At 71.2% G+C, this 22321-nt stretch carries 22 protein-coding genes; 3 read left to right on the forward strand and 19 right to left on the reverse strand.

The genetic code is table 11. The features are described 5' to 3' along the window. Nucleotides 1–27: 27 nt before the first annotated feature. The 8 genes from WMF26_RS31455 to WMF26_RS31490 form a co-directional block, all read right to left on the reverse strand. A complete protein-coding gene (locus WMF26_RS31455) occupies nucleotides 28–336 on the reverse strand; it encodes an RDD family protein (RefSeq protein WP_437332045.1) in 309 nt (102 codons plus the stop codon). 89 nt (nucleotides 337–425) lie between these two features. After that, nucleotides 426–1607 (reverse strand): glycosyl hydrolase family 8, encoded by a 1182-nt coding sequence (locus WMF26_RS31460; RefSeq protein WP_437995708.1) that lies wholly within the window; start codon nucleotides 1605–1607, stop codon nucleotides 426–428. A gap of 396 nt (nucleotides 1608–2003) precedes the next feature. Further along, nucleotides 2004–2153 (reverse strand): hypothetical protein, encoded by a 150-nt coding sequence (locus tag WMF26_RS31465; RefSeq protein ID WP_437995709.1) that lies wholly within the window; start codon nucleotides 2151–2153, stop codon nucleotides 2004–2006. A gap of 13 nt (nucleotides 2154–2166) precedes the next feature. Beyond that, a complete protein-coding gene (locus tag WMF26_RS31470; protein WP_437995710.1) occupies nucleotides 2167–2460 on the reverse strand; it encodes a type II toxin-antitoxin system RelE/ParE family toxin in 294 nt (97 codons plus the stop codon). Then, entirely contained in the window at nucleotides 2460–2714 is a 255-nt protein-coding gene (locus tag WMF26_RS31475; RefSeq protein ID WP_437995711.1) for an addiction module protein, read from the reverse strand. Before WMF26_RS31475 ends, WMF26_RS31470 begins: the two co-directional genes overlap by 1 nt. A 65-nt stretch (nucleotides 2715–2779) precedes the next feature. Then, nucleotides 2780–2974 carry a ferredoxin gene (locus WMF26_RS31480; RefSeq protein ID WP_020738187.1) on the reverse strand — a complete coding sequence of 65 codons (195 nt, stop codon included), beginning with the start codon at nucleotides 2972–2974 and terminating at the stop codon, nucleotides 2780–2782. Then, nucleotides 2971–4224, reverse strand: coding sequence for a cytochrome P450 (locus WMF26_RS31485; RefSeq protein WP_437995712.1), 1254 nt, complete (start codon nucleotides 4222–4224; stop codon nucleotides 2971–2973). The genes WMF26_RS31480 and WMF26_RS31485 overlap by 4 nt, the downstream gene beginning before the upstream one ends. A gap of 292 nt (nucleotides 4225–4516) precedes the next feature. After that, nucleotides 4517–4834 (reverse strand): RICIN domain-containing protein, encoded by a 318-nt coding sequence (locus WMF26_RS31490; RefSeq protein WP_437995713.1) that lies wholly within the window; start codon nucleotides 4832–4834, stop codon nucleotides 4517–4519. A gap of 722 nt (nucleotides 4835–5556) precedes the next feature. Here WMF26_RS31490 and WMF26_RS31495 point away from each other — a divergent pair. Continuing rightward, a complete protein-coding gene (locus WMF26_RS31495) occupies nucleotides 5557–6297 on the forward strand; it encodes a translation initiation factor IF-2 (protein WP_437995714.1) in 741 nt (246 codons plus the stop codon). 29 nt (nucleotides 6298–6326) lie between these two features. On the opposite strand, the gene WMF26_RS31500 is transcribed toward WMF26_RS31495, so the two are convergent. The 8 genes from WMF26_RS31500 to WMF26_RS31535 all read right to left on the reverse strand — a co-directional run bounded on the left by WMF26_RS31500 (nucleotide 6327) and on the right by WMF26_RS31535 (nucleotide 16067). Next, a complete protein-coding gene (locus WMF26_RS31500) occupies nucleotides 6327–7781 on the reverse strand; it encodes a hypothetical protein (protein ID WP_437995715.1) in 1455 nt (484 codons plus the stop codon). Nucleotides 7782–8129: 348 nt separating this feature from the next. After that, nucleotides 8130–8771, reverse strand: coding sequence for a bifunctional 4-hydroxy-2-oxoglutarate aldolase/2-dehydro-3-deoxy-phosphogluconate aldolase (locus WMF26_RS31505; protein WP_020738196.1), 642 nt, complete (start codon nucleotides 8769–8771; stop codon nucleotides 8130–8132). Further along, nucleotides 8768–9865, reverse strand: coding sequence for a sugar kinase (locus WMF26_RS31510; RefSeq protein ID WP_437332053.1), 1098 nt, complete (start codon nucleotides 9863–9865; stop codon nucleotides 8768–8770). The genes WMF26_RS31505 and WMF26_RS31510 overlap by 4 nt, the downstream gene beginning before the upstream one ends. Before the next feature lie 101 nt (nucleotides 9866–9966). Further along, complete coding sequence (locus tag WMF26_RS31515) at nucleotides 9967–11631, reverse strand: MFS transporter (RefSeq protein WP_437995716.1); 1665 nt, start codon at nucleotides 11629–11631, stop codon at nucleotides 9967–9969. Next, a complete protein-coding gene (locus WMF26_RS31520) occupies nucleotides 11628–12401 on the reverse strand; it encodes an SDR family NAD(P)-dependent oxidoreductase (RefSeq protein WP_061628366.1) in 774 nt (257 codons plus the stop codon). The genes WMF26_RS31515 and WMF26_RS31520 overlap by 4 nt, the downstream gene beginning before the upstream one ends. Then, nucleotides 12398–13516 (reverse strand): hypothetical protein, encoded by a 1119-nt coding sequence (locus WMF26_RS31525; RefSeq protein WP_437995717.1) that lies wholly within the window; start codon nucleotides 13514–13516, stop codon nucleotides 12398–12400. Before WMF26_RS31525 ends, WMF26_RS31520 begins: the two co-directional genes overlap by 4 nt. Then, entirely contained in the window at nucleotides 13513–14754 is a 1242-nt protein-coding gene (locus WMF26_RS31530; protein WP_437995718.1) for an enolase C-terminal domain-like protein, read from the reverse strand. Before WMF26_RS31530 ends, WMF26_RS31525 begins: the two co-directional genes overlap by 4 nt. Nucleotides 14755–15137: 383 nt before the next feature. Beyond that, entirely contained in the window at nucleotides 15138–16067 is a 930-nt protein-coding gene (locus WMF26_RS31535) for an NAD-dependent epimerase/dehydratase family protein (protein WP_437995719.1), read from the reverse strand. Between the two features lie 427 nt (nucleotides 16068–16494). Here WMF26_RS31535 and WMF26_RS31540 point away from each other — a divergent pair, with 427 nt between their 5' ends. Next, the gene (locus WMF26_RS31540) at nucleotides 16495–17364 is read left to right on the forward strand and encodes a PAS domain-containing protein (RefSeq protein ID WP_437995720.1); all 870 of its coding nucleotides are present in this window, start codon (nucleotides 16495–16497) and stop codon (nucleotides 17362–17364) included. Nucleotides 17365–17401: 37 nt separating this feature from the next. Here the strand turns inward: WMF26_RS31540 and WMF26_RS31545 are convergent, their stop codons facing one another. Together WMF26_RS31545 and WMF26_RS31550 are read right to left on the reverse strand one after the other, a co-directional pair. Continuing rightward, nucleotides 17402–18010, reverse strand: a complete 609-nt coding sequence (locus WMF26_RS31545; protein ID WP_437332060.1) for an antibiotic biosynthesis monooxygenase family protein — start codon at nucleotides 18008–18010, stop codon at nucleotides 17402–17404. Between the two features lie 37 nt (nucleotides 18011–18047). Further along, on the reverse strand, nucleotides 18048–18491 hold the full coding sequence (locus WMF26_RS31550) for a hypothetical protein (RefSeq protein ID WP_437995721.1): 444 nt from the start codon (nucleotides 18489–18491) through the stop codon (nucleotides 18048–18050). Between the two features lie 480 nt (nucleotides 18492–18971). On the opposite strand from WMF26_RS31550, the gene WMF26_RS31555 reads away from it, so the two are divergent. Continuing rightward, nucleotides 18972–20171: a patatin-like phospholipase family protein gene (locus tag WMF26_RS31555; protein WP_437995722.1), complete on the forward strand. Its 1200-nt coding sequence runs from the start codon at nucleotides 18972–18974 to the stop codon at nucleotides 20169–20171. A gap of 41 nt (nucleotides 20172–20212) precedes the next feature. Here the strand turns inward: WMF26_RS31555 and WMF26_RS31560 are convergent, their stop codons facing one another. Next, nucleotides 20213–22246, reverse strand: a complete 2034-nt coding sequence (locus WMF26_RS31560) for an OPT family oligopeptide transporter (protein ID WP_437995723.1) — start codon at nucleotides 22244–22246, stop codon at nucleotides 20213–20215. Nucleotides 22247–22321: the final 75 nt, after the last annotated feature.

Genomic DNA, 22321 nt, shown 5'->3' on the forward strand with positions numbered 1-22321 from the left:
CGCGTCTCGACGAGCTTCGCGGTGCGCCTACCGGACGCGCACCACCCGCGTACCGCCCGCGAGCAGGTCGTGCTTGCCCTGGCGGAGCGGGCTCGAGCGGATCGTCATACCGATCCACACCCAGGCGGCGAGCGCGAGCAACGGCCCGACGATCGGGATCGAGCCGACGAGCGTGAACGCCTCGCGGACCAGCGCCTGCTTCAGCGACGGCCGGCCGCCGTCCGGGCCGACGACCCGGAGGCCCGACGGACGAGACAGCGGACATGGTGGCCTCCGGAAAAGGGCGGGCGGCAAAGCCGTCCGGATGTAGAGACCCGGCCACCGGGCGAAGCTCATCGGTCCGCGCTAGAAGAAAGAAGAGGCGCAGCCGCCGATGCGGGTCGAGGCCCTCTGAGCCGCGACCGCCGGCGCGGCGCTCCGTTCGATCACGGCGTCAGCCAGTTGCGTGAGACGCACAGCATCGACAGCAGCTTGAGCGTGTCGCCGTAGTAGTCCTCGGTGGGCGCGGTGGAGACGATCTCGTTCCACAGGCTGTCAAGCCACGCTTGACCGCCGGCGTCGGTGGTGGCCGCGACCGCGAACGGGGCCATGAACACCATGTCGTTGTAGGGCTCGATCGCGCGGCCGGCGAGGGTGTATCCGGCGCGGATGTTGCTCGGGTTCCCCCCGGTCTTGCCGCGGATCCAGCGGCTGATCCTGCTGGCCGCGTTGCGCGAGCGCGTGTCGCCGCTGATGGCGGCGTCGATGCCGAGGCGCCACGGCACGCGGGCCGCATTCCAGGAGTAGCTGCCGTCGTGCGGCGCCTCGAGGAAGTTGGCGTCGGCGGGGCGAGGCGTCGTGTGGGTGTTGATGATGAAGTCGGGCAACAGGCCGGTCGAGCTGGCGTACCGGTTCTGCATCGTCTCGATCAGCGTCTGGTGCGCGCTCAGCACCTGCGACCAGTCGGTGCCGGCGCGGCCGATGAAGCTGCGGAAGTGGCCGAGCATCCAGTCGGAGCTGCGCGTGGCATAGTAATACGTCGGGTCATCCGGCCACTTGGCCCAGTCGCCGAGGTTGACCAGCCGCGTGGTCGGGTTGACGTTGCTCGCCGCGATCGCGTTGAGCACGCGGGTGGCCTCGGCCGCGTAGTCGATCGCGCCGCTGGAGCCCCATTGCGCGTCCGCGAGCAGCAGCGCGTAGGCGATGTCGAGATCGCCGTCCGTGGCCGAGTCGTGGTCGAGGATGTCGCTGCAGCTGGAGTCCTGCGCCCACGCCATCAGGTCGGGGTTGTTCTGGCTGGGGTGACGGCGGTTGTAGCGGTGCAGGCCGTCGAAGATCGTCCGCGCCTGGGCGTCTTGCCCGGCCATCATCGCGGCGATCAGCATGCCGTATCCCTGGCCCTCGGACACGACGTGAGCGCCGTCGCCCGTGCTGGCCCGGATGCGGTATTCGTCCGGCCGACAACCGGGCTCGACGTAGCGACTCTTCCACTGCCAGTAGAAACTTGATGTTGCGCTGTCGGCCGCAGCCTGGCCGGCCGACACGCGCAACGTCGACGCGTGGTAGGCCTGGTGGTGGCTACCGAACGGGTGGTTCTGGGCGTGCGCGCTGCCGGCGATGCAGAGCAAGCTCAGCGTCAGCCCTTGCAGGGCCCGCTTCGACGCTCCGGTCCGTCGTGACGATGAGACCGTCGAGGGTGACATGAACATGGAAGCAGCCTCCGATCGGAGAAGGGTTGTCCGAAACGACAGCGTGAGCAGCGGCGAACGCGATGGAACGGCCCGCGCAGGGCCGTTCCGCTCCGTCAGCCATGCTCCGGGGAGAGCCCAGGAGTCACGCTGCCAGGCTGAATGCCGCCGGAGGCGACCTCCCTTCAGAGAATCTGCCCGGCTCCGGTGTCGCCCGAAGCGCATACGAGCATTCGCTCGACGGGGAGCGACGCTTCCGTGGTGGTGGCCAATCGGAGGGAGGCGGCGCCACCGCAGGAGCTCGCTCGATGTCTAGATTTTTCCGTAGTCACCCGATCACGGGTGACACCAGCCTCGGATGGACGTCGCGGTTCCGTCGCACAGGATCCGGTCCACGAGCGCCGCGTTCGTCCACATCATGCCCGAGAACGGGGGCTCGACGGCGCTCGCCCCGCCGAGGCCCGGGAGGAGTGCCACTGGGAGCAAGCCCCTGATTCTATCAAGAGATTCGGTTCTTCCAGTATCCAGGTTCGCGGCGAGCAGGCATCACTGCGAGGACAACGACGTGCTCGTTCGAGATCCGGTAGATCAGGGCATAAGGGAACTTCCGCAGGTTCCACCGGCGCACGTCCCCCTCGATGCGCGCTGCGGCGTCAGGATTCCGTCGAACGAAGCTGACCGCCGCCTCGAACGCATCGACGAACCGCGACGCTACCTCCGGCGAGAGATCGAGATAGTAGTCGACCGCCTCCTCGAACTCCTGAAGCGCACGCGGGTGGAGCCGGAACCGCATCACTGCCGGCGCGCATCGATCCGGGCGCGCGCCTCGCGGAGAGCGTCGTCGCCGTCCACGAGCTGTACCGTGCCTGCCTCGACCTCCGCCGCTCGCCTTCGGATCTCGTCGCGGTGCCCTGGCGCGAGCGGCCAGCTCTCCTCGGCGTGGAGGCTCTCCCAGATCCGGTACGCCACGAGCTCACGCAGCGCTGGCGGGAGGGCGAGCGCCAGCTCTGTCAACTTGTCCACTTCGGCGTCCACATCGGCGGGCATGAAATCTCCTTTGCGGAACGCGATCCTACCACGAACCGCGACGTGGGCGCCCCCCCGGCCCCCCCTCAATCCACGATCGCGAGCGCTTTTCGCGGACACGCCCGCACCGCGCGCTCGATCTTCGGGCGCAGCGCCGGGTCCACCTCGGTCAGGAGGACGTGGAGCCGATCCTCCTCGTCCACGCGGAAGGCCTCCGGCGCGGCCCGCATGCAGGCCTGGTTCGCCTCGCAGAGATCCCGGTCCACGACGATCCGGCTCATCGGGCCACCTCGGACCGCGCCGCGGGCGTCACCGCCACGCGCAGCGACGAGAGCTTGCGGAGGGTCGGATGCCCCGCGTACGTGGGCTCGCCGACGACCCGCATGTCTGCATAGCGGCGGAGCAACGTGCCGGTGGCGACCTCCCCCTCGAGCCGCGCGAGCGACGCGCCCAGGCAGTAGTGCGGCCCGAGGCCGAAGCTCAGGATCTCGTCGTGCTGCCGCCGCGGGTCGTAGCGATCCGCGTCGGGGATGGCGCGGGGATCGCGCAGCGCCGCCGGGAGGATCGCGACGATGATCGACCCCCTGGCCATGTTCACCCCGCCGATCTCGACGTCCTCCGTGCAGTACCTCACGACCCCTCCCTTGCCGAAATTGTCGAAGCGCAGGAGCTCCTCCATCGCGCTGCGCAGGAGAGCGGGCTCGGCCCGCACCGCGGCCGCGCGCTCGGGCACGCAGAGCAGCGACATGACGCCGAAGCAGATGAAATGCACCGTGGTCTCCGAGCCGGCAGCGATGATGGCGGCGACGAGCCCGAGCATCTCGTCCTCGCTCAGCCGGTCCCCCTCGGCCTCGGCGCGGAGGAGCGTGCTCAGCAGATCGTCGCCCAGGCGGCTGCGGCGCTCGGCGATGAGCTCGCGGAGGAGCGCCATGCCCGCGGGCACCGGGGCGACGACCGCCGCGTACGCCTCGGGGGTGAGGCGCGGATCGATGGTCTTGATGAGCGCCTCACCGAAGTCCCGGAAGGTCTTCTCGTGCGCGCCCGGGATGTCGAGCATCGCGGAGATGACGCGCAGGGGGATGAAGTCGGCGAACTCCGCGACCTCGATCTCGCCCTTGCCCTCGAAGGGCGCGAGCGCCTCGTCGACGATGCGCTGGATCATCGGCCGCAGGCGGTCGCACGCGCGCGGGGTGAAGGCGGGGCTCACGGCCCGGCGGACGCGCGCGTGGTCCTTGGGGGCGAGGCGGAACAGCGACCGCTCGAACGGCCCGCGGATCGCGTCCGGCAGGCCCGCGTCCGGCGCGCGCAGCCCGGCCGCCACGGGGTCGGTCGCGAGGCGCGGATCGCGCAGCACGGCCGCCACGTCGTCGAAGCGGCTGACCACGTAGGACTGCGCGTCCGGCCAGAAATACACCGGCGCGGACTCGCGCAGCGCCGTGTATGCGGGGTAAGGGTTCGCGTCAAACCCCGGCGCGTCCGGCTTGAAGTGGAGCACCGGACATCCCTTGGCGGCTTGATTCGGCGTCATCATCGTCGCTCCTTGGCCTGCAGAGACGGGCGCCCCTCCGGCCTCCGCCGGCGCCCCTCGCACCCAGCGTGACCGGCGAGCGAGCCCGCCATCCCGTCGGCCAGCATACTCAGGAATCGAGCGGGGAACGCAGCTCGAAGCCCCCTGAGCAGCGCTTCGACGCGGCGCGGGACCTGTCCTCCCACAGGAGATTTCTCCATGGGCGGAGCGAGCGGATGGCGCGCTGCCGGGGAAGGGCCGTGCGCCTCGCGGGCGCAGGGCGACCCGCCTCGCCTGGGTGGCGCTCAGCGCTGCGTCACCAGCTCTCCCATTGCTGGTTGCTGCCGCCGTTGCAGGTGTACTGCTTCACGGCCGCGCCGTCGGCGGTCGAGCCGCTGACCACGTCGAGGCACTTACCGCTGTGCCGCGCGACGACGCGGTAGTAGCCGCCGCCGGCGCTCTGGAGCAGCCACTCCTGGTTGCTCCCGCCGTTGCAGGTCCACTGGTGCACGACCGCCCCGTCGGCGGTCGAGGCGCCGTTCACGTCGAGGCACTTGCCGCTGTGCCGCGCGGCGAACCGGTCGTACGTGGCGCCCGAGCCCTGGACGACCCCGGTGGCGGCGTCGATCGTCACCTGGTCCGGTCGCCTCAACCTGGGTCGGTCGCCTCAACCTGGGTCGGTCGCCTCAACCTGGGTCGGTCGTCGCCGCCCCAACCTGGGTCGGGCGCCTCCGCCTCCAGCTTGGGCCCCTGACCTGAGTCGGCTCGGCCCGCCGCCCGTACCGCAACCTGGGTCGGTCGCCTCAACTGGGGGTGCCAAATCGTCTGGCGATGCCCCCCGTGTGTGACACCTTCGACAGAGGTGACGCAGGACGGCCGCTCGCACGCACCACGAGGCGCACACCGAGCGCTCGGCACACCCCTTGCGCTCCGCCATCCGTGACTCTCGCTCGCCGTCGCCTGATTCTCGCCCTGGGGCTGATCGCCGTCCTCTCGCTGGCCATCTGCGTCGCGTGGACGGCGCGACGCTCGGGTGCTGCCGGCGCCTCCGCCCAACCTCGGTCGACGTCGGCGGCGGGGAGCTCCGGCGCTCCGGCGCCCGTGCCGCCCCCCCTCCGCGCGCACCGGCGCGCCCCCAACTCCACGCCGACACCGATCGGGCCAGCCCCCGGCGCTCCTCCCGCCGCGCCGCCCGCGCGGACGGCGCCGGGGCCGGAGCCCCCCATCCCGCCCGGACCCCCGCCTGCCCCCGTCGACGAGGGCTCGTCCGAGCGCCCCCTCACGGAAGCCCCCGCCCACGCAAGCGCCGCCCCGCACCGCGCGCGCCGGCTGGATCAGTCCGCCTTCCGGCGGCGGTTGCAGCCTGGCCTGTGCCCGGACCCGAGCGAGGCCGCCCAGATCCGACAGACGTTGATCGCGCGCTTCCGCAACGAGGACTGGGCCGCCGCCGGCCGGCTCTATGTCGATCCCAGGCTGCCGGAAGGCGCGCATCTCCCTCTCCTGCATCACCTCCAGCAGGCGGAACGCGAGGTGCTCGCGCAGCTGGGCCTCGATCCCGAGCCTCCGGACGTCTTCGCGTACTTCGACAAGGAGCTGCTCGTCGCCGCCGCGTGCACCAACCGCAACGTGGTCGCCTACTACGACGGCGCCCTGCACGTGGTCCTCGATCACGACGACGTGCAGGCCAGCGTCGTGCACGAATACACGCACCACGCCCTGATGAGCCAAGGAATCCTGGGGCCGGCCTGGGCGCAAGAAGGCATCGCCATGCTCGTCGCGCGCGAAGCCTGGTGGCTCGATCCGGCCCGCCTCGAACAGGTGAGGGATGCCCCCATGCCCCTCGAGGTGATGGAGCAATCGATCCCGTACACGCTCCTCCCGGAGCAGGCGGTCCTGTTCTACGTGCAATCCGCCACCATGGTGGCCTGCCTCGTGCGCGGCACCGACGCCGGCCTGCGCGGGCTCATGGGGGCCCTGGGCACGCCCGCAGGAGCAGCGCAGGGCGCGGCGTCGTACGATCCATCGCAGCTCCTCGACCCCTCCGCATGGCCAGCGTGCGTCGACGGGTTGATGAGGGCAGCGCTCAGCGAGCGTTAGCGCCGCCGCCAGGCGCGCCCGCGCTTCGCTCAGAAGAAGCTGTAGAGCGACAGCTTGAAGCGCTCGTTGGTCGCGGTCACGTCGTCGGCGAAGGTCTGCTCCGAGCGCTGGAACGAGAGGCCCGCGCGGAGCGCCGGCATGATGTCGACGAACAGGTTGCCATCGATGTAGCGCGACTCGCGGAAGGCGGTGCGAAGGTCCCTGTAGCCGTGCTCCGCCGTGATCCGATCCGACCAGCCCTGGGTATAGTTGGCGGAGACGGAGACGCGGCCCGAGGGCGGCAGATAGTACTGGAGACCGACCATCATCCCGCGCCAGCCGATGGTCTTGAGGTTGTTGTTCGCGTCGTACACCGCGAGGCCGTTGTCGATGTCCGGCGTGTAGACCGCGCCGTCCGGGAGCGGCGGGCTCGGCACGTTGCTCGCGACGCCCACGATGTCCGCGATGCCCGTGCCGGAGAAGAACGAGCCGGTCAACGTCAGCGCATTGCCCGGATCGTCGAGCGCGCTCGCCGGGATGATCGGGACCATCGCGTCGACCGAGATCGCGTAGCCGTTGGCCGACCTCGAGTAGAGCGGGGCGGCGGTGTGCTCGGCCACCTTCAGGTGGCGGAACGTGCCGGAGACGCCGATGGAAAGCGGGTCGATCAACATCCCGCCCGCGCCCAGCGTGTGAATCCCCTTCCAGCCGTTGACGCCGAAGCGCATCCCCGCCTGGATGTCCGGAATCTCGGAGTCGCGCTGCGGCGGTTTGACGGCCGCCGCCGCGAGCTCGAAGTTCAAGGGCTCCGACTTGAAGGTGTGGCCGACGCGCAGCTGCGGCATCCTGCCGAAGACCTGGTTCATCACCGGGAAGAACGACGTGGTGGCCGGGAAGAAGAACGGCTGCCACCCGAACAGGTGATAGGTCTGGCCAATCACCACGTCGACGTAATCCGACTCCACCTTGATGTACGCCTGGCGCAGGCGGAAGGTCCCGCTGCTCACCAGCGCGGCCTCCGAGACGTTGGGCGGCTGGCTGCCGAAGAAGTCGAGCTCCAGGGCGGCGGTGGTCTTGAACCCCTCGTACTCGGGCGCGCTCACCTTGACGCCGAGCCGGGAGTTGCGCGTCGTGAAATGCGTGCGGGCGTGCCTGCCCGCATAGGTGTCCTCGCGCTGGATCACCGTGGCCCCCACCGACTCGCCGAAGCTCTGGGTGGAGTCGTGCATGATGTCGAACTCCGCCATCCCGTAGATCGTGGCCTTCCACTTGGAGGTCACGGGAACGGGCGTCGCGGCCGGCGGCTTGGCCAGGTCCGCGGGGGGAGCCGGCGGCGGGGCCGCGGCCGCAGGCCCGGTGCCCAGCATCGGCGGAGGCGTGGCCGGCGCCTGCGTGCCGGTCGGCAGCTGCGTCATGCCAGCGTCCGGCTGGGGAGCCTGCGCCGCCGCCGCCGGCGCGGCCGCCGCCGGCGCAGCCGCGGCCGCCGGAGCGGGCGCAGCCGCCACGGGCGCAGCCGCCGGAGCGGGCGCAGCCGCCGGAGCAGGCGCAGCCGCCGGAGCAGGCGCAGCCGGACCCCGCGGCGGCGCCGGCGGGGGAGCCTGGCCGTGCGCGGCCGCCGCCACGAAGAGAATCGACGCACCGAATAGGTTCGCAACCTTCGATTGGTTCATGTCCGAAGCCCCTGGTTATCGATGGCGCCGGGTATCCTCACTGGCGCCGCAAGTGATTGATTTTACTTACATTTTTATTGTCACTACACCGGACGGATCACGGCCCGGCGTCGCGTCGATCTCTGCCCGGCAGCGCGGGAGAGCTCGACGCGGCGAACGGCGCTTACGTTTCCTGTTGCCCCTTCAGGCCTGGCGGGCCGCTTCGCGGAACGCGCGGGCGCGGGCGACGAGTTCCTCGCGCCGCCCCTCGCGCAGGAGCTTGAGATCGACGAGGTTGCTGCCGACGCCGACGGCCACCGCGCCCGCGGCGAGGAACGCGCCCAGGTTCTGCAGCGTCGCGCCGCCGGTGGGCATGAGCGGGATGTGCGGCAGAGGCGCCTTGAGCGACTTCAGATACGAGGCGCCGCCGAGGGCGTCGCAGGGGAACACCTTCACGACGTCCCCGCCCGCACGGTGCGCCGCCACGACCTCGGTCGGCGTGAGCGCGCCGGGCGCGCTCACCACGTTCATCGCGAGGCACGCCTTCACCGTCCCCTCGTCGAGCGCGGGGCTGACGACGAAGCGCGCCCCCGCCTCGACGCACGCCTCGGCGGTGCGGGCGTCGAGCACCGTGCCCGCGCCGACCAGGGCCCGATCGCCGTGGCGCGCCGCGACCTCGCGCACGACCTCGACCGCGCCGGGCACGGTCATCGTGATCTCGAGGACGTCGATCCCCCCCTCGAGGAGGGCGTCGACCGCCTGGAGCGCCTCGTCGGCCGAGCCCGCGCGCACGACGGGCACGACGCGCGTGCGACCGATCCACCCCAGCACGTCTTGCTTGTTCATCGATCCACCCGGGCCGTGCCCATCTTCATCGCCTTGAGTACCTCGTCGAGGGTCGCCATCGTGGTGTCGCCGGGCGTCGTCATCGCGAGCGCCCCGTGCGCCGCGCCGCAGTCGACGGCCCACTGCGGCCCCTTGCCGGCGAGGAAGCCGTAGATCAGCCCCGAGGCGAACGAGTCGCCGCCGCCCACGCGGTCGTAGATCTCCAGATCCTTGCGCTCCGGCGCCTGGTAGAGCCGGCCGCCCTGGTACAGCACCGCGCTCCAGTCGTTGCGCGTCGCCGACGTCGCCACGCGCAGGGTCGTCGCGACCGCCTGGATGTTCGGGAACGCCTCGATGACGCGCCGGATCATCGCCTCGAACGCGCCGACATGGAGGTGCTTGTGCCCCTCGTCGAGGTCCTCGACCTCGAAGCCGAGGGCCGCCGTGAAGTCCTCCTCGTTGCCCAGCATCACGTCGACGTACGGAGCGAGCGCGCGGTTGACCTCCCGCGCGCGGGCCTGGCCGCCGATCGACTTCCAGAGCGAAGGGCGGTAGTTCAGATCGTAGGAGACGACGACCCCGTGCCGCCTGGCCGACTCCATCGCCTCCTTGGCCACGCCCGGCGTGGTCTCGGAGAGCGCGGCGAAGATGCCGCCGGTGTGGAACCACCGCGCGCCCTCCCGGCCGAAGATCGCGTCCCAGTCGATGTCGCCGGCCTTCAGCTGCGACGCGGCGGTGTGGCCGCGATCCGAGACGCCGACCGCCCCGCGGATGCCGAAGCCCCGCTCGGTGAAGTTCAGGCCGTTGCGCACGGTCCGCCCCACGCCGTCGTGGGGCACCCAGCGCAGGTGCGAGAGGTCCACGCCGCCCTGCAACATGAGGTCCTCGATGAGCCGCCCGACGGGGTTGTCCGCGAGGGCGGTCACGATCGCCGACCTCAGCCGGAAGCAGCGGCGGAGGCCGCGCGCGACGTTGTACTCGCCGCCGCCCTCCCAGGCGTTGAAGCTGCGAGCGGTCGAGATTCGACCGTCGCCGGGATCGAGGCGCAGCATGACCTCGCCGAGGGAGACGAGGTCCCAACGGCAATCGGCAGGATCGCGGAGCGTGATGGACATGGCTTACCCGTAGGTGGGCTGGCCCCGCGACGGAAGGGCCGAATCGAGGAGGTGGCCCCGAGGGGCCGAGCAGAGGCGACGAGGCGCGCCGAGGGCGGTGATCACGGGCTGCCTCCCGGCGCGCGCGTCGACTGCACCTCGGTGGCGGACGGGCCGATGTAGCCCTTGGCGCTCGCGCCCTTCGACTCGACGATGGGCCTCCCGTCGCGGTCGAGCTTGACGAGCTCGGCCTTGGTCCCCTGGGCCGTCGGCCAGAGGTACCAGCGCGCGTCCATCCAGCCCACGTGCGCCGCGGGGCCCTCGACCGGCGCGCCCGTCGCGCCGAGCTGGCCGGGCCGCGTCGCGCGGTAGTCGTCGACGGAGGCGTACGGAGGACGGTTGAGGGCGAGCTGCAGGCCCGCGATGCTGGCGAGCATCGCCAGGCCGCCGGCGACGATCGCCGCCTGCGGCACGCGCCGCTTGGGCGTGACCGGCTCGACGCGCGGCAAGAGGAGGTGCAGCACGAGCAGCCCGACGAGGTACAGGCTCCCCGCGAGCAGGAACGGCAGGGCGTACGAGCCGGTGAGCGTGAGCGACCGGCCCACGAAGATCTGGAAGATCGCCCCGCCGACGACGCCGAAGGCGGTCTTGATGCCGACCACCGTCGCCATCGCCGGGCGAGGCAGGGTGTCCGAGACCAGCGTGTAGAGATTGCTGCTCCAGCCCTGGTGCGCCGCCGCGGCGAGCGAGATGAGCGCGACCGCGACGTACACCGACGGGATGCCGGCGACGCTCGGGACGTCGACGAGCTGCCCGACCGCCATGACGGGCACCGCGGCGAGCGCGCAGGCGAGCATCGCGAGCTTCCGCGCCGCGCCGACCGAGCGGCCGCGCGCGATGAGCTTCGAGGAGAGCCAGCCGCCGCCGACCGCGCCGACGTCGGCCACGATGAACACGACCGGGATCGCGTAGCCCATGAACGTCGGCGTCAGCTTGAACTCGCTGACGAGGAACTTCGGCAGCCAGGTGAGGTAGAACCACCACGGCGCGTCGGTGAAGAACTTCGCCATCGCGACCGCGTAGACGGGCCGCATCCCGAACACCTCGCTGACGCCGAGGGACTCGGTCGACTCCTTCGCGTCGGAGCGGATGTGCGCGAGCTCCTCGGGCGACACCTTCGGGTGCTCCTCCGGCCGCCGGTAGAGGCGCGTCCAGAAGAAGATCCACACGACGCCGATCCCGCCGAGGACGAGGAAGCAAGCGCGCCAGCCGTACGCCTCCGCGATGCGCACCGCGAGGAGCGGGGCGAGGATGGCGCCCACGTTCGAGCCGCAGTTGAACAGGCCGGTCGCGAGCGCCCTCTCCTTTTTGGGGAACCACTCCGCGACGGTGCGGACGGCGGACGGGAAATTGCCCGCCTCGCCGACCCCGAGCAGGAAGCGGATCGCCGCGAAGCCGCCGAAGCTGCCGACGAAGGCGTGGGCCGCAGAGGCGATGTTCCAGACCAGGAACGTCGCGCTGAGCCCCTTGCCGGTGCCGACGCGGTCGATCCAGCGCCCGACGAACACCATGCCGAAGCCGTACGCGAGCAGGAAGCTCACGTTGATGAGCGCGAGGTCCGTCGGCCCGAGGCGCAGCTCGTTCTCGAAGAACGGGACCAGCAGCGAGAAGAGCTGCCGATCGAGGTAGTTGATCGTCGTCGCGAAGAAGAGGAGCGCGCAGATGGTCCAGCGGGTGCGCGTCATCACGCCGCCGCTCGCCGGGACCACGGGAGAAGCAGCGGTCACTGGTTCACCCCCGAAGCCAAGAAGCCACCGTCGACTGCGATGCTCGTGCCGGTGATGAAGCTCACCGCGTCGGAGCAGAGGAAGAGGGCCGCGCCGATCAGCTCCTGGGTCTCGCCGAAGCGGCCGAGCGGCGTGCGGGCGAGCAGCTCCCGCCCGCGCGGGGTGCCGTCGAGGAGCGCGCGGTTGAGGTCGGTCACGAAGACGCCGGGCACGAGGGCGTTCGTGCGGATACCGTGCTTGGCCCACTCGGCGCCGAGGCTCCGGGTGAGCGCCATCACGGCCGCCTTCGACGCGCCGTAGGCCGCCACCTCGTGGAAGGCGACGAAGCTCGACAGCGAGGCGATGTTGACGATGCGGCCCCGGCCGCTCTCGCGCAGCGGGCCATGGAACGACTGGCAGGCGCGGAGCATGCCTGTGACGTTCGTGTCGAGCAGGCCGTTCCACTCGGCGTCTCCGACCTCGGCCGTGGGCGTGCGGAACGTCCTGCCGGCGCAGTTGACGAGGATGTCGACGCCGCCGAGCGCCTCCACCACGCTGTCGCGCAGGGCGTCGAGGGACGCCCGGTCGCTCACGTCGCACGTCGCCTCGAGCGAGCGGACGCCCCGCTCGCAGATCTCGCCATAGACCGCGCGGGCCCGGTCGGCCCGGGTGCCCGAGGCGACGGTGTGGACCCCCGCCTCGGCGAGGCCGAGGGCGATCGCGCGGCCGATGCCGGAGGTGCCGCCGACCACGACGGCCCTGCGGCCCGCGATGTCGAAGAGTTTGGTCATGCTCCCAGCCATTCCCCGGCGATGCCGCCCAGGAGCGCGCGCGCGTCGCGCTCGATCTGCGCGTCGGTCGGCGGGACGGGCATCGCCCCATAGCGTCGCGCAAGCGCGCTCGCGATCGACCGCCGCGAGTGGCGCCACTTGTAGATCAGCTGATCCAGGACGCGCGCGTCGGAGTGCTGCGGCACGAAGGTCGGCCCCAGCATCTCCAGGCGCATCGAGGTCGTCTCCTCGATGAGGCTCGGGTTGTTCATGAACCACCAGCACCCGAACGGGAGGACGTTGGCGAACTTGCGCGCCACGACGCAGAGGCTGTGCGTGTTCTCGCGCGAGAGCGTCGTGACGAGGAAGCGGACGTCGGGGTTGTCGCCGGCGAGCCGCTCGAGCGGGGTGAGGTCGACGGTGCTCACGCCGTCGCCGGCCACGCCGAGGCGGGGGTTCACCGCGCGCCGCACGCCGATCATCATCGCGAACGGCAGGTCGTGCGCGCGGCACGCGTCCAGCACGGCCCGGGGCGGGGCCGCGACCTCGTTGACGGAGATCGCGAGGTAGCGCGGCCGCATGCGGGCGATCCAGCGGTCGAGCTCGGCGGCGAGGTCGTTCGCGGACACGAGGCGGTCGATGCGCAGCGCCGCGTAGAACCGCGGATCGGGCGTGACGCCCGCCTCCCAGATCGCGCGCTCCGCGGGGTCGGTCGGGTCGTTCGTCATCGCCAGCGCGCTCACCCCGGCGAGGCGCAGCACGTCCTCCAGGTGATCCTCGGCCTTGCGGCCGGCGAAGTAGGCGCGCGCGTCGCGCAGGTTCGGCGCGGCGGGGTCGAGCCCGAACGCGTCGAGCACGGTGGCGACCCCCGCGGTCGCCTCGGACAGCGGCGATCGGCGGACGAAGAGCGCCTCCCACACGAGGTCGGCCTGCGCCTTCTTGTCGAGGGCATAGAACGCCTCGGGCGTGACCTTCGGCTCGGCGCGCAGGGTCTCGGCGACGAGGTAGTGGTACGTCAGGAGCTCGTCGACGCCCCAGAGGTTCAACGCCTGAAACTGGGGGGCGAAGAGGTGGGTGTGGAGATCGATGATGGGCGCGGCGTCGATCGCCTTGGCAACGCGCTCGGCGAGGGTCATCTCGGCACCTCGGGGATCCGGTCGTCCTTGGGATCGGCCCAGCGCTCGTTCGGCACGGTCGCGCACCAGGCCGGGCGCAGGGGATCTTTGTCGTAGGGATAGGGGCCCAGGCGGCGGTATTCCTCGGCGTAGCGGGCGACCTTCTCGCGATCGAGGCGGACGCCGAGGCCGGGGCCGTCGGGCACGCGGATACGGCCGTTCTGGTAGGGGAGCGGGCCCCCGCGGATCACGTCGTCTTTCAGGTGGTGGTAGTGCGCGTCGGCGGCGAACGAGAGGTTCGGGATGACGGCGCCGAGGTGCAGCATCGTCGCGAGCTGCACGCCGAGCTCGCCCGAGGAGTGGACGGCGACGCCGAGGCCGAAGGTCTCGCAGATCCCCGCCGCCTTCACGCACGGCCGGATGCCGCCCCAGAACGTCGTATCGAGCAGGATGACGTCCACCGCCGTGTCGAGCACGTTCGCGGCGAGCTGCTCGAAGCTCACGACGACGGTGTTCGTCGCGAGCGGCATCCGCACCTTCTGTCGGGTGCGCCGCATCGCGTGCAGGCCGAAGACGGGATCTTCCAGGTAGTCGTTGTTCAGGCCCTCGATCGCCTGACCGAAGCGGATGCCCTGCTCCGTCGACCAGACGGCGTTCGGGTCGAAGCGGACGCGGTCGTCCGGGAAGGCGTCGGCCACGGCGCGGTAGCACTCGAGCTCGTAGTCCGGGTGGAACACGCCGCCCTTGAGCTTGTGCGAGGTGAACCCGTGCTTCTTCTTCAGCGCCCTCGCCTCCTCGACCAGCTGCTTCGGGGTGCGGACCTCGCCAGAGCCGTCCGCGTTCGGGTAGCGGAAGAAGAGGTAGGACGCAAAGGGCACCTCGTCCTGCAGCTTGCCGCCGAGCAGGTCGTAGACCGGCACGCCGTAGGCCTGTCCGAGCAGGTCCAGACAGGCGAACTCCAGCGCGGCGAGGATCTGGGTGCGGTTGTTGTAGAGAGAGGCCGTCGGGTTCGCGATCTTGAACCGCATCTCCTCGAGGCGGGCCGGATCGTGGCCCGCGAGGTAACCCTTCATGGCGCGGAACACGGCCTCGGCCGACTCGCCGCCGCCGCCCATCTCCCCGAGGCCGACCAGCCCGTTGTCCGCCTCGACCTCGATGAGCGTGCGCACGAAGCGGCCCCAGTGGCAGCCGTTGGCGTGGCGCAGCGGCGCCTCGAGGGGGACGGTGACGGTGGTGGCGCGAATGTCGACGATTCTCATGCAGGACGGGGCTCCCGGGGCCCCAGCGTTCGATGGGTTGGACTAGAAGCTCTCGATGGTCAGCGACACCTGCATGGCGCACCATCGCCCGATCGGCTGAAGTGCACAGCGACCCGATCGGCAGCGATGACAGCAAAAATTGCAGCGAGCACGTGATTCACGAAGGCGTGCTGCGGGGCGCCGGTGAATTCCCTGACCTCGGAGGTTTGATCACGCTTCTATCCTAAACGTGCGAGCTGCGCTACCTCGCCGACGACGTCACGCGAGGAGACGTCCGGGAGGCGCTCTGCGGCGGTACGAAGAGAAGCCGCCAGGACGCCAAGAGAAGAAATTTCTATCTTCTCGACGTCGACTCCACGGCTTCGCGGAGGTGGGGTAGGCCCTCAGCGAGGGTGTTCGTCGCGTGGCTGGTGCGCGAGGCGCGCGATGTCGTCTTCGAGGCTGTTCGTCGTCCTGTACGGCTGCCAGCCGAGCTCGCTTCGCGCCCGCTCGTTCGACATCCGGTGGTCGAGCGCGAGCAGCATGGCGAAGAACGGCCCCCACAGCGCGCCGGCCTGCTCGCGCGTCGCGCTCGCGACAGGCACCTTCAAGGCGCGGCCGACCCACCGCGCCACATCGCCCGTCGCCACGTTCGCCCCGTTCCCGTTGTAGATCCGGCCCGGCGGCGCCTTCTCCAGCGCGAGGACGTAGAGCTCGGCGAGATCGTCGACATGTACGCAGGTGACCTGGTTCTCGCCCGCGCCGATGTGAAGGGCGGCGCCGTGCTGGCGCGCGGCCGAAACGAGCCTCGACGCGACGCCGTGAGGCGCGTCGCTGTGCGTGAGGATCGACGGGCGGACGACCGCGCTCCGGATCCCCCGCTGCGCCGCGGCCAGGTAGTCGCCCTCGGACTCCCGCCGCAGCGCCCCGGGGTGGCCGGGCTCCGACGGGTGATCCTCCCCCGCGGGCACGGGCCCCGTGTTGCCCACGACGCCGGTGGCGGTCGTCCCGATCAGGGGCTTGCCCGTCCCGGCGAGCGCCTCGATGAAGGCCTGCGCCACGCGCCGCTCCTGCGCCACCGCTGCCCGGAGATCGCCCCCCCGCATCTCGAAGGCGATGTGCACGGCCGCGTCCGCCGAGCGGGCCGCCTCGGCCAGGACCTCCACGTCGTCGAGCGACGCCCGGAGCGGCTCGGCCGGGACCTCCATGTCCCGCAGGCGCCGCGCGCTCGCCTCGTCGCGCACCGCCGCGACGATCGCGTGCCCCTTGGCATGAAGCCGCCGCGCGACCCGCGATCCGATGTACCCCGTCGCCCCGGTGACCAGGATTCGCATGAACACCTCCGCCTTCTCTCGTAATCTCTCGCCGGCCAGCGCTCAATACCGCTCGCTGTCCAGGTGCCGCATCCGCTCCGCGCCGCAGCGATCGCCGGAGGACGCCGCGAGCGCCTCGAGGTCGCCCCCCTCTTCTCGCGGCTCTCGCCGGTGAAGCGGGGCAGGTGTGGCTCCTCCCGCCGCCCCTCCGCGCGCTCGACCCGAGCGCGGGAGCTCGATCCGCGCGTGCTCCCGCCCTCGCGCCGCGTGAAGCCTTCTCGTAAATATGTAGCGCAGACCAGGAAGACGAAGTACGTCCACGCCGTTATGGCGTGCGCCACTACGTCTTTGCCATTCGGCGCACGATCCTGGCCGCTTCTGTCCTTGCGGAGCCATCCCCGATGGCTGATAACGAGAGGCTGGCCCGGGGGGAGATCGGGTTTTCTCCATGGCGTTCACGCTCCCGTGCATCGACGTCTCGGACTGGAAGACCTTCGAGCTCCTCCAGCTCGTCATCGACACCATTCCGGATCCTATCTTCGTCAAGGACCGTCAACACCGCTGGATCGCGTGCAACCCGGGCTTCTGCCGGCTTATCGGGCGGCGCTACGAGGACCTGATCGGCCGGAGCGATCCGGATTACTGGCCGAAGGAGCAGGCCGCGCTCTTCTGGAGCTACGACGATATCGTCTTCAACTCCGGTGAGCCGAGCGAGAACGAGGAGCACGCCACGGGCGCGGACGGGGCGACGCGCACGATCTGGACCCGCAAGTTCCCCATGAAGAGCGCGCAGGGCGAGGTGGTCGGCCTCTGCGGGCTCATCACGGACATCACCGATCTGAAGCGGCGGCACATGGAGGCCGAGCGGATCGCGGCGGAGAACCGGGAGCAGCGCGCGATCATCGACGCGCAGGCGGCGCTGCTCGATCGCATGGCGATGCCGGTCATCCAGATCTGGCAGGGGATCCTGCTGATGCCGCTGGTCGGGGAGATCAACGACCGGCGCGCGGCCCAGGCGCTGGAGAGCATGCTCGTCGCCATCGGGGAGCGAGGCGCGGAGTTCGTGATCCTCGACATCACCGGCGTGCCGGTGATCGACACCGCCGTGGCGCGCCACCTGATCCGCGCCGTGCAGGCGGCGGAGCTGCTCGGCTGTCGGAGCGTGATGGTGGGCGTCGGCCCGGACATCGCCAGGACGCTGGTGAGCCTCGACATCGACTTCAGCCGGATCGCCACGCAAGGCACGCTCCAGAGCGGGCTCGCCTTCGCGATGAGCCGCCTCGGCGCGCAGCGCGCCGCGGGCGCGCCCGCCCGCTGACCCTGGACCGGAGCGGGCGCGACCGGCGCGGCGTCAGCTACCGCGCGCGGGCGTCGCTCGCGTGCATGTGGCGGGCCCCCTCCTCCATCGTCACCTCGTCGGCCCTGGCGGTCTCCCAGTGGGTGACGGCATAGTTCGGCTGGACCAGCTCGTTCACGGCGTCCATCGCCGCCAGGTGAGCGGGGCTCATGACGAACTCGTACATCGCCTCGGTCGACGACCAGACGGCCAGCGTGCGCCCGGAGCCGCAGGACGACGACTGCGCCAGCTGGATCGCCACGAGGCCGGGCTGAGACGCGAGCTGCGCCTGGATCGCCCCGAAGTACTGCACGTATTTCTCCATCACCGCGTCTCCCGGCCTCGGCATCCCGTAGGTCGCGCTGACCGTGTACGACGAGCCCTCCGGAGGAGGCTGGAGCTCTCCGGTCGCGGGATCGACGCCAGGCCCGCTCAGCGGGTCGGCCTCCAGATCAGCCTCGATCACGCCGCCCGTGCACCCGGCGGGGAGCGTGTCAGAGGGCGCGTCGGAGGGCGTCGCGCCGGTGTCGGATCCGCACCCCGCGAGGAGCGCCGCGAGGACGGCGGCGGCGAGCGCGCGCGAGGGGCGCTCGAGGGTCTCGTTCAACATACGTGTCGTCGTGGTCATGGTCAGGGTCCTTTCTGATTCGGGCGCTGCTCGGGGCTCAGTCGGCGCGCGAGACGACCCCGAAGACGAGCTCGGGGAACGTCCGCGCGAGGCGGCTCGAGTGGAAGTTCGTCCTGCGTCCCATGCTCCGCACCTGCACCGGGGTGCCGGGCGGCGGGGCGTCGCCGACCGTGACAGCCCACGTGAGGGCCTCGCCGGCGCGCACGGCGAAGTAGGTGTACGAGCCGGCCGGGAGGCGCTCCTCGACGCGGCCGACGAGGAGCGCGCGATCGGCGGCGGACCGGGAGAGCTGGCCGAGCGGGCTCGCGGCCACCGCCGCGAGGGGCCCCGCCGCCGTGGAAGGCCTGTCGTCCAGCGCCCACGCCAGCGCGAGGAAGAGCGCCGCGAAGATCATGAGACCGAGCAGCGGCTTCACGAGCCGGCGAAAGGCGGATCGCGGCGCAGAGCTCCGCGCCAGAGGGGCAGAGGAGACGGGCGTCATCGGTGACTCCTTGTGGGCGCGCCCAGGCGCCCCTCCGCGGGGCCGCCGTTGCGCTGGCCGAACGAACCTCCGTTCCCGGACGCCCGCGGAACGTTCAACCGACGCCGCGATTTCGCTCGTGGCGGTCTCCCCAGGCGCCGAGGAGGCGCCGAGGGCGACGACGACGCAACGCGTCAAACTAGACCGCTGGGGCCGAGATCCCCCGGGATGTCCGCCACGATCGCGCAGGATCCAGCGATGACATCAGGGGCCATTCCCGCGGCCGCGGATTTACGACATGTCCAGGCCGGGGGACGGCGCGGGAATGTGCGGTGGTCCCCTCCAGCGCAGCCCGCCGTTCGCACGCGGATTGCAAAGCGCGTCGACGTGCATCGACCCGTCGACGTGCGTCGACGTGCGTCGTCGACCCCGGCTGGACAGGGGCCGTGATCGCAGCGAGCGCCCGCCGGGGAGCCGAGCGCCGTGGGAGGGGGAAACCACATGAAGAGCGCGGTGGTGGACGAGGAGCGCGGCGCCGGGCAGGCGCCCGCTCCGGGGGCCGGGATGGCGCGAGCGCTGAGCAAGAAGCTGAACCTCGTGCTCGAGGGCGGCGGCGTGAAGGGGATCGCGCTGGTCGGCGCCCTGAAGGCGCTCGAGGCGCGGATCGCGGAGTTCAACCGGGAAAACGCGCGCGGGCTCGCGCTGTCGCTCGACGAGTCCCGTTACGCGGGGACCTCGGCCGGCGCCATCGTCGCGGCGTTGCTCGCGGCCGGCTACACGCCCGCGGAGCTCGAGACCATCGTCGCCAGCACGGAGTTCTCGCGCTTCGCCGACCACGGCGTGCTCGCCCGGATCCCGGTCGTCGGCAGGCCGCTCAGCGTCGCCCACGGGGTGCTGTGGAAGCTCGGGATGTTCCAGGGAGACTACTTCCTCGATTTTCTGCGATCCAAGCTGCGCGACAAGGGGGTGAGGACGTTCGGCGACCTGCTCGCGGATCACAAGGAGCCCGAGGGGTCGCTCCGGCGGTACAAGCTCTACGTCACGGCGTCGGACATCACGCGCGGACGCATGCTCTTCCTGCCCTCCGACCTGAACTGGCGGCAGTATGGAGTCAGCCCGGACGACATGGATGTGGCGCTCGCCGTGCGCATGAGCATGGGCGTGCCGTTCGTGTTCCGGCCCGTGACGACGACGGGGGAGAACGGGGTCGTCAGCTACCTCGTCGACGGCGGTCTCCTCAGCAATTTCCCCCTGGAGGTCTTCGATCCCAGCATCGCGCGGAGCGAGCCGCTCCCGCTGGATCGGCCCGCGACGGTCGGCATCCGCATCCTTCGCGACCGGTACCACAGCATCCGGTTCCCCGGGAAAGCGCTGCGGGCGATCTACGCGCTCGCCTCCACGGCCGTCGAGGCGCACGACTACCGCGTCTCGCGCAACGCCGTGGACGAGCTCAAATGGGCGAGGGCCATCGAGGTCAACACCGAGGCGGTCCCGGTCTTCAAGTGGGACATCTCGCAGCTCGAGAAGGAGATCCTCTTCAACGAGGGATACCAGGCGACCTATCGAACGGCCACCGCGGAGTACCTCGAGCGGCTGCTCGACATCGACGAGCTCCTCCGCGAGACGTACCGCGCGGCCATGGGCGGCGGAGGGCGCGCAGAGCAGCCGGTCGATCTGCTGCAGCACCTCCGGAGGCCCTAGGAGGCGCAGCGGCGCGGCGCGCTACGGGGCCGGCGCCCGGCCTACGTGAGCACGAAGTTGTTCAGCGCGGCCACGACCACCCCCACGAGGCTCTCCCCCGCGATGAGCCCCGAGGCGACCGGCACCACGTACGCCTCGGCCTTGCCCTTGCGCGCGCCGACGATCGCCGCGATCGCGGCCCCGAGGAACATCGAGAGCGGCTGATAAAAGGGCAAGATGAGCCCGAGCCCGACGCCGGTGGCCGACGGGACGTATCTCCTGTACGCCTTGTGCCTCTCGCCCGAGAGCGCCTTGTCCGCGAGCACGAGGACGATCGCCGCGACGATGCCCCCCGCGATGCACGCCCGCGCCATCGGGTGCAGGTTGCCGACCCCGAGCTTGAAGAGCTGCGCCACCGCCCTCCACTGCTGCGCCGCCGGCGCGGGGAACGGGGCCTCACCGCCGCTCCCGCCCGTGAGCGCCGACGCGTCCGGGACGAGGAGGTGAAACCCCACCACCGTGGCGACGGTCCCGGGGACGATCCCGAGGATCTGCGCGATGAACTGGCGCCTCGGGTCGGCGCCGAGGAGGTAGCCCGACTTGAGATCCGTCATCAGGTCGGCGCTCGCCGCCGCCGCGCCCGACGTGATGCCGGCCGTCATCAGGTTCGCCGTCGCGTTCTGCGGGATGAGCACGCCGTAGACGAGCTGCATGATCTTGCCCATCGCCCCCGTCGGCGTGACGTCGCTCTCGCCGGTCGCCCGGCACGCGACGAGCGACAGCACGAACGTGAGCAGCACCGCGAGCACGCCGAAGTAGGGCGGAATCTCGAAGAAACGCCACGCGATCGCGACCACCCCGGCGCCGGCGAAGAGCCCGCCGCACCAGAACCACGCGCCCGGCACCTCGGTCCGCGCGACCCGCTCGGCGAGGCCCTCCTGCGGCCGCCCGCCCTCGCCGCGCGGAGGCGCGCTCGCCGGCCCCCTGCGCCGCAGGCCCGTGAACGCGCGCGCGATCGTGCGCCACTCCAGCGCCAGCGAGAGCAGGCCGACCGAGACGAGCATCGGCGCGCCCGCCCACAGCCCGATCTCGCGCCAGGCCGCCTGCGGGCGCGTCACGGCCGGGACGGTCGCGCCCGCGGGGTTGGTCCACATCGACTCCATGCCCCAGGACCCGAGGAACAGCGCGAGGGCGAGCCCGCCCACGATCATCGAGGCCGTGACCCGCAGCCCGACGAGCGCCCCGGCGGCGATGAGCGCAGGCCCGAAGTCGAGCTTGATGTTCCAGTCGGAGAGCGGATACGTCCTGCCGGCGCCCGCGATCCCGGGCAGCCCGTCGAACGCCTTGACGGCGCCGGGCAGGAGCGCGGCGCGCACGGCCTTCCCCGCGGCGTCGGCCTCGCGGGCCACGTTCAGGCTGGTGAACAGCGGGACGACGCCGCCCGCGAGCGCGGCGAAGAGCAGCCCCTTCGCCTTGCCCGCCGCGGCTTCCCCCTTGCTGTACAGGCTCTGGAGCGTGACGGCCGCGGCCGTGCCCGACGGGAAGCGCAGCCTCTCCTGGTTGATCAGGCTGCGCTTCATCGGGATCGCGAGGACGGCGCCGAGCACGGCGAGGAAGAACGTCCACGCGGCGAGCACCGGCCAGGGCAGGTGCTCGCCCCCCGGGCGCTCGGCCGAGGCCGAGAGCATGAGGAGCGCGGGGATCGCCGAGACCATCGTGCTGCCCGTCGAGAAGCCGGCCGCGGAGGCCGTCGACTGCATGCAGTTGTTCTCGAGGATGGTCATCGGCGTGCGCGCCACGCCGAGCCGCACGAAGGAGCCCCAGATCGCGAACGACAGGAGGCACGCGGTGATCGCGACGCCGATGTGCCAGCCGATCTTGAGCCCGAGGTAGAGGTTCGTGAACGCGAGGACGAAGCCGAGCGCCGCGCCCATGACGATCGCGCGCACGGTGAGCTGCGGCGTCTCGTCGCCACGGTAGGCACGCGCGTACCAGGCCCCCTCGTCGAGCTCGCTCACCTCCTCGGGGGACAGGTCGAGCGGCCTGTGGCGCTCCATCTCCTCGGGTGTCGCGGGGGCCTTTTGAAAGAGCGGCATGCGATGTCTCCTCGGGCCGGCGCGGGCCCCGCGAGCGCGCTCGGGTGGGCTCCTGCTGCCCGCCGCGCCGCCCCC

Source organism: Sorangium sp. So ce185 (assembly GCF_051526825.1).
GTDB classification, from domain to species: domain Bacteria; phylum Myxococcota_A; class Polyangia; order Polyangiales; family Polyangiaceae; genus Sorangium; species Sorangium cellulosum_D.

Bases quoted from the DNA above. Each gene is read 5' to 3' on its own strand.
- WMF26_RS31455 (WP_437332045.1), bottom strand. From the start codon at position 336: ATGAGCTTCGCCCGGTGGCCGGGTCTCTACATCCGGACGGCTTTGCCG.
- WMF26_RS31470 (WP_437995710.1), bottom strand. From the start codon at position 2,460: ATGCGGTTCCGGCTCCACCCGCGTGCGCTTCAGGAGTTCGAGGAGGCG.
- WMF26_RS31475 (WP_437995711.1), bottom strand. From the start codon at position 2,714: ATGCCCGCCGATGTGGACGCCGAAGTGGACAAGTTGACAGAGCTGGCG.
- WMF26_RS31480 (WP_020738187.1), bottom strand. From the start codon at position 2,974: ATGAGCCGGATCGTCGTGGACCGGGATCTCTGCGAGGCGAACCAGGCC.
- WMF26_RS31485 (WP_437995712.1), bottom strand. From the start codon at position 4,224: ATGATGACGCCGAATCAAGCCGCCAAGGGATGTCCGGTGCTCCACTTC.
- WMF26_RS31505 (WP_020738196.1), bottom strand. From the start codon at position 8,771: ATGAACAAGCAAGACGTGCTGGGGTGGATCGGTCGCACGCGCGTCGTG.
- WMF26_RS31510 (WP_437332053.1), bottom strand. From the start codon at position 9,865: ATGTCCATCACGCTCCGCGATCCTGCCGATTGCCGTTGGGACCTCGTC.
- WMF26_RS31520 (WP_061628366.1), bottom strand. From the start codon at position 12,401: ATGACCAAACTCTTCGACATCGCGGGCCGCAGGGCCGTCGTGGTCGGC.
- WMF26_RS31525 (WP_437995717.1), bottom strand. From the start codon at position 13,516: ATGACCCTCGCCGAGCGCGTTGCCAAGGCGATCGACGCCGCGCCCATC.
- WMF26_RS31530 (WP_437995718.1), bottom strand. From the start codon at position 14,754: ATGAGAATCGTCGACATTCGCGCCACCACCGTCACCGTCCCCCTCGAG.
- WMF26_RS31535 (WP_437995719.1), bottom strand. From the start codon at position 16,067: ATGCGAATCCTGGTCACCGGGGCGACGGGGTACATCGGATCGCGGGTC.
- WMF26_RS31540 (WP_437995720.1), top strand. From the start codon at position 16,495: ATGGCGTTCACGCTCCCGTGCATCGACGTCTCGGACTGGAAGACCTTC.
- WMF26_RS31545 (WP_437332060.1), bottom strand. From the start codon at position 18,010: ATGACCACGACGACACGTATGTTGAACGAGACCCTCGAGCGCCCCTCG.
- WMF26_RS31550 (WP_437995721.1), bottom strand. From the start codon at position 18,491: ATGACGCCCGTCTCCTCTGCCCCTCTGGCGCGGAGCTCTGCGCCGCGA.
- WMF26_RS31555 (WP_437995722.1), top strand. From the start codon at position 18,972: ATGAAGAGCGCGGTGGTGGACGAGGAGCGCGGCGCCGGGCAGGCGCCC.
- WMF26_RS31560 (WP_437995723.1), bottom strand. From the start codon at position 22,246: ATGCCGCTCTTTCAAAAGGCCCCCGCGACACCCGAGGAGATGGAGCGC.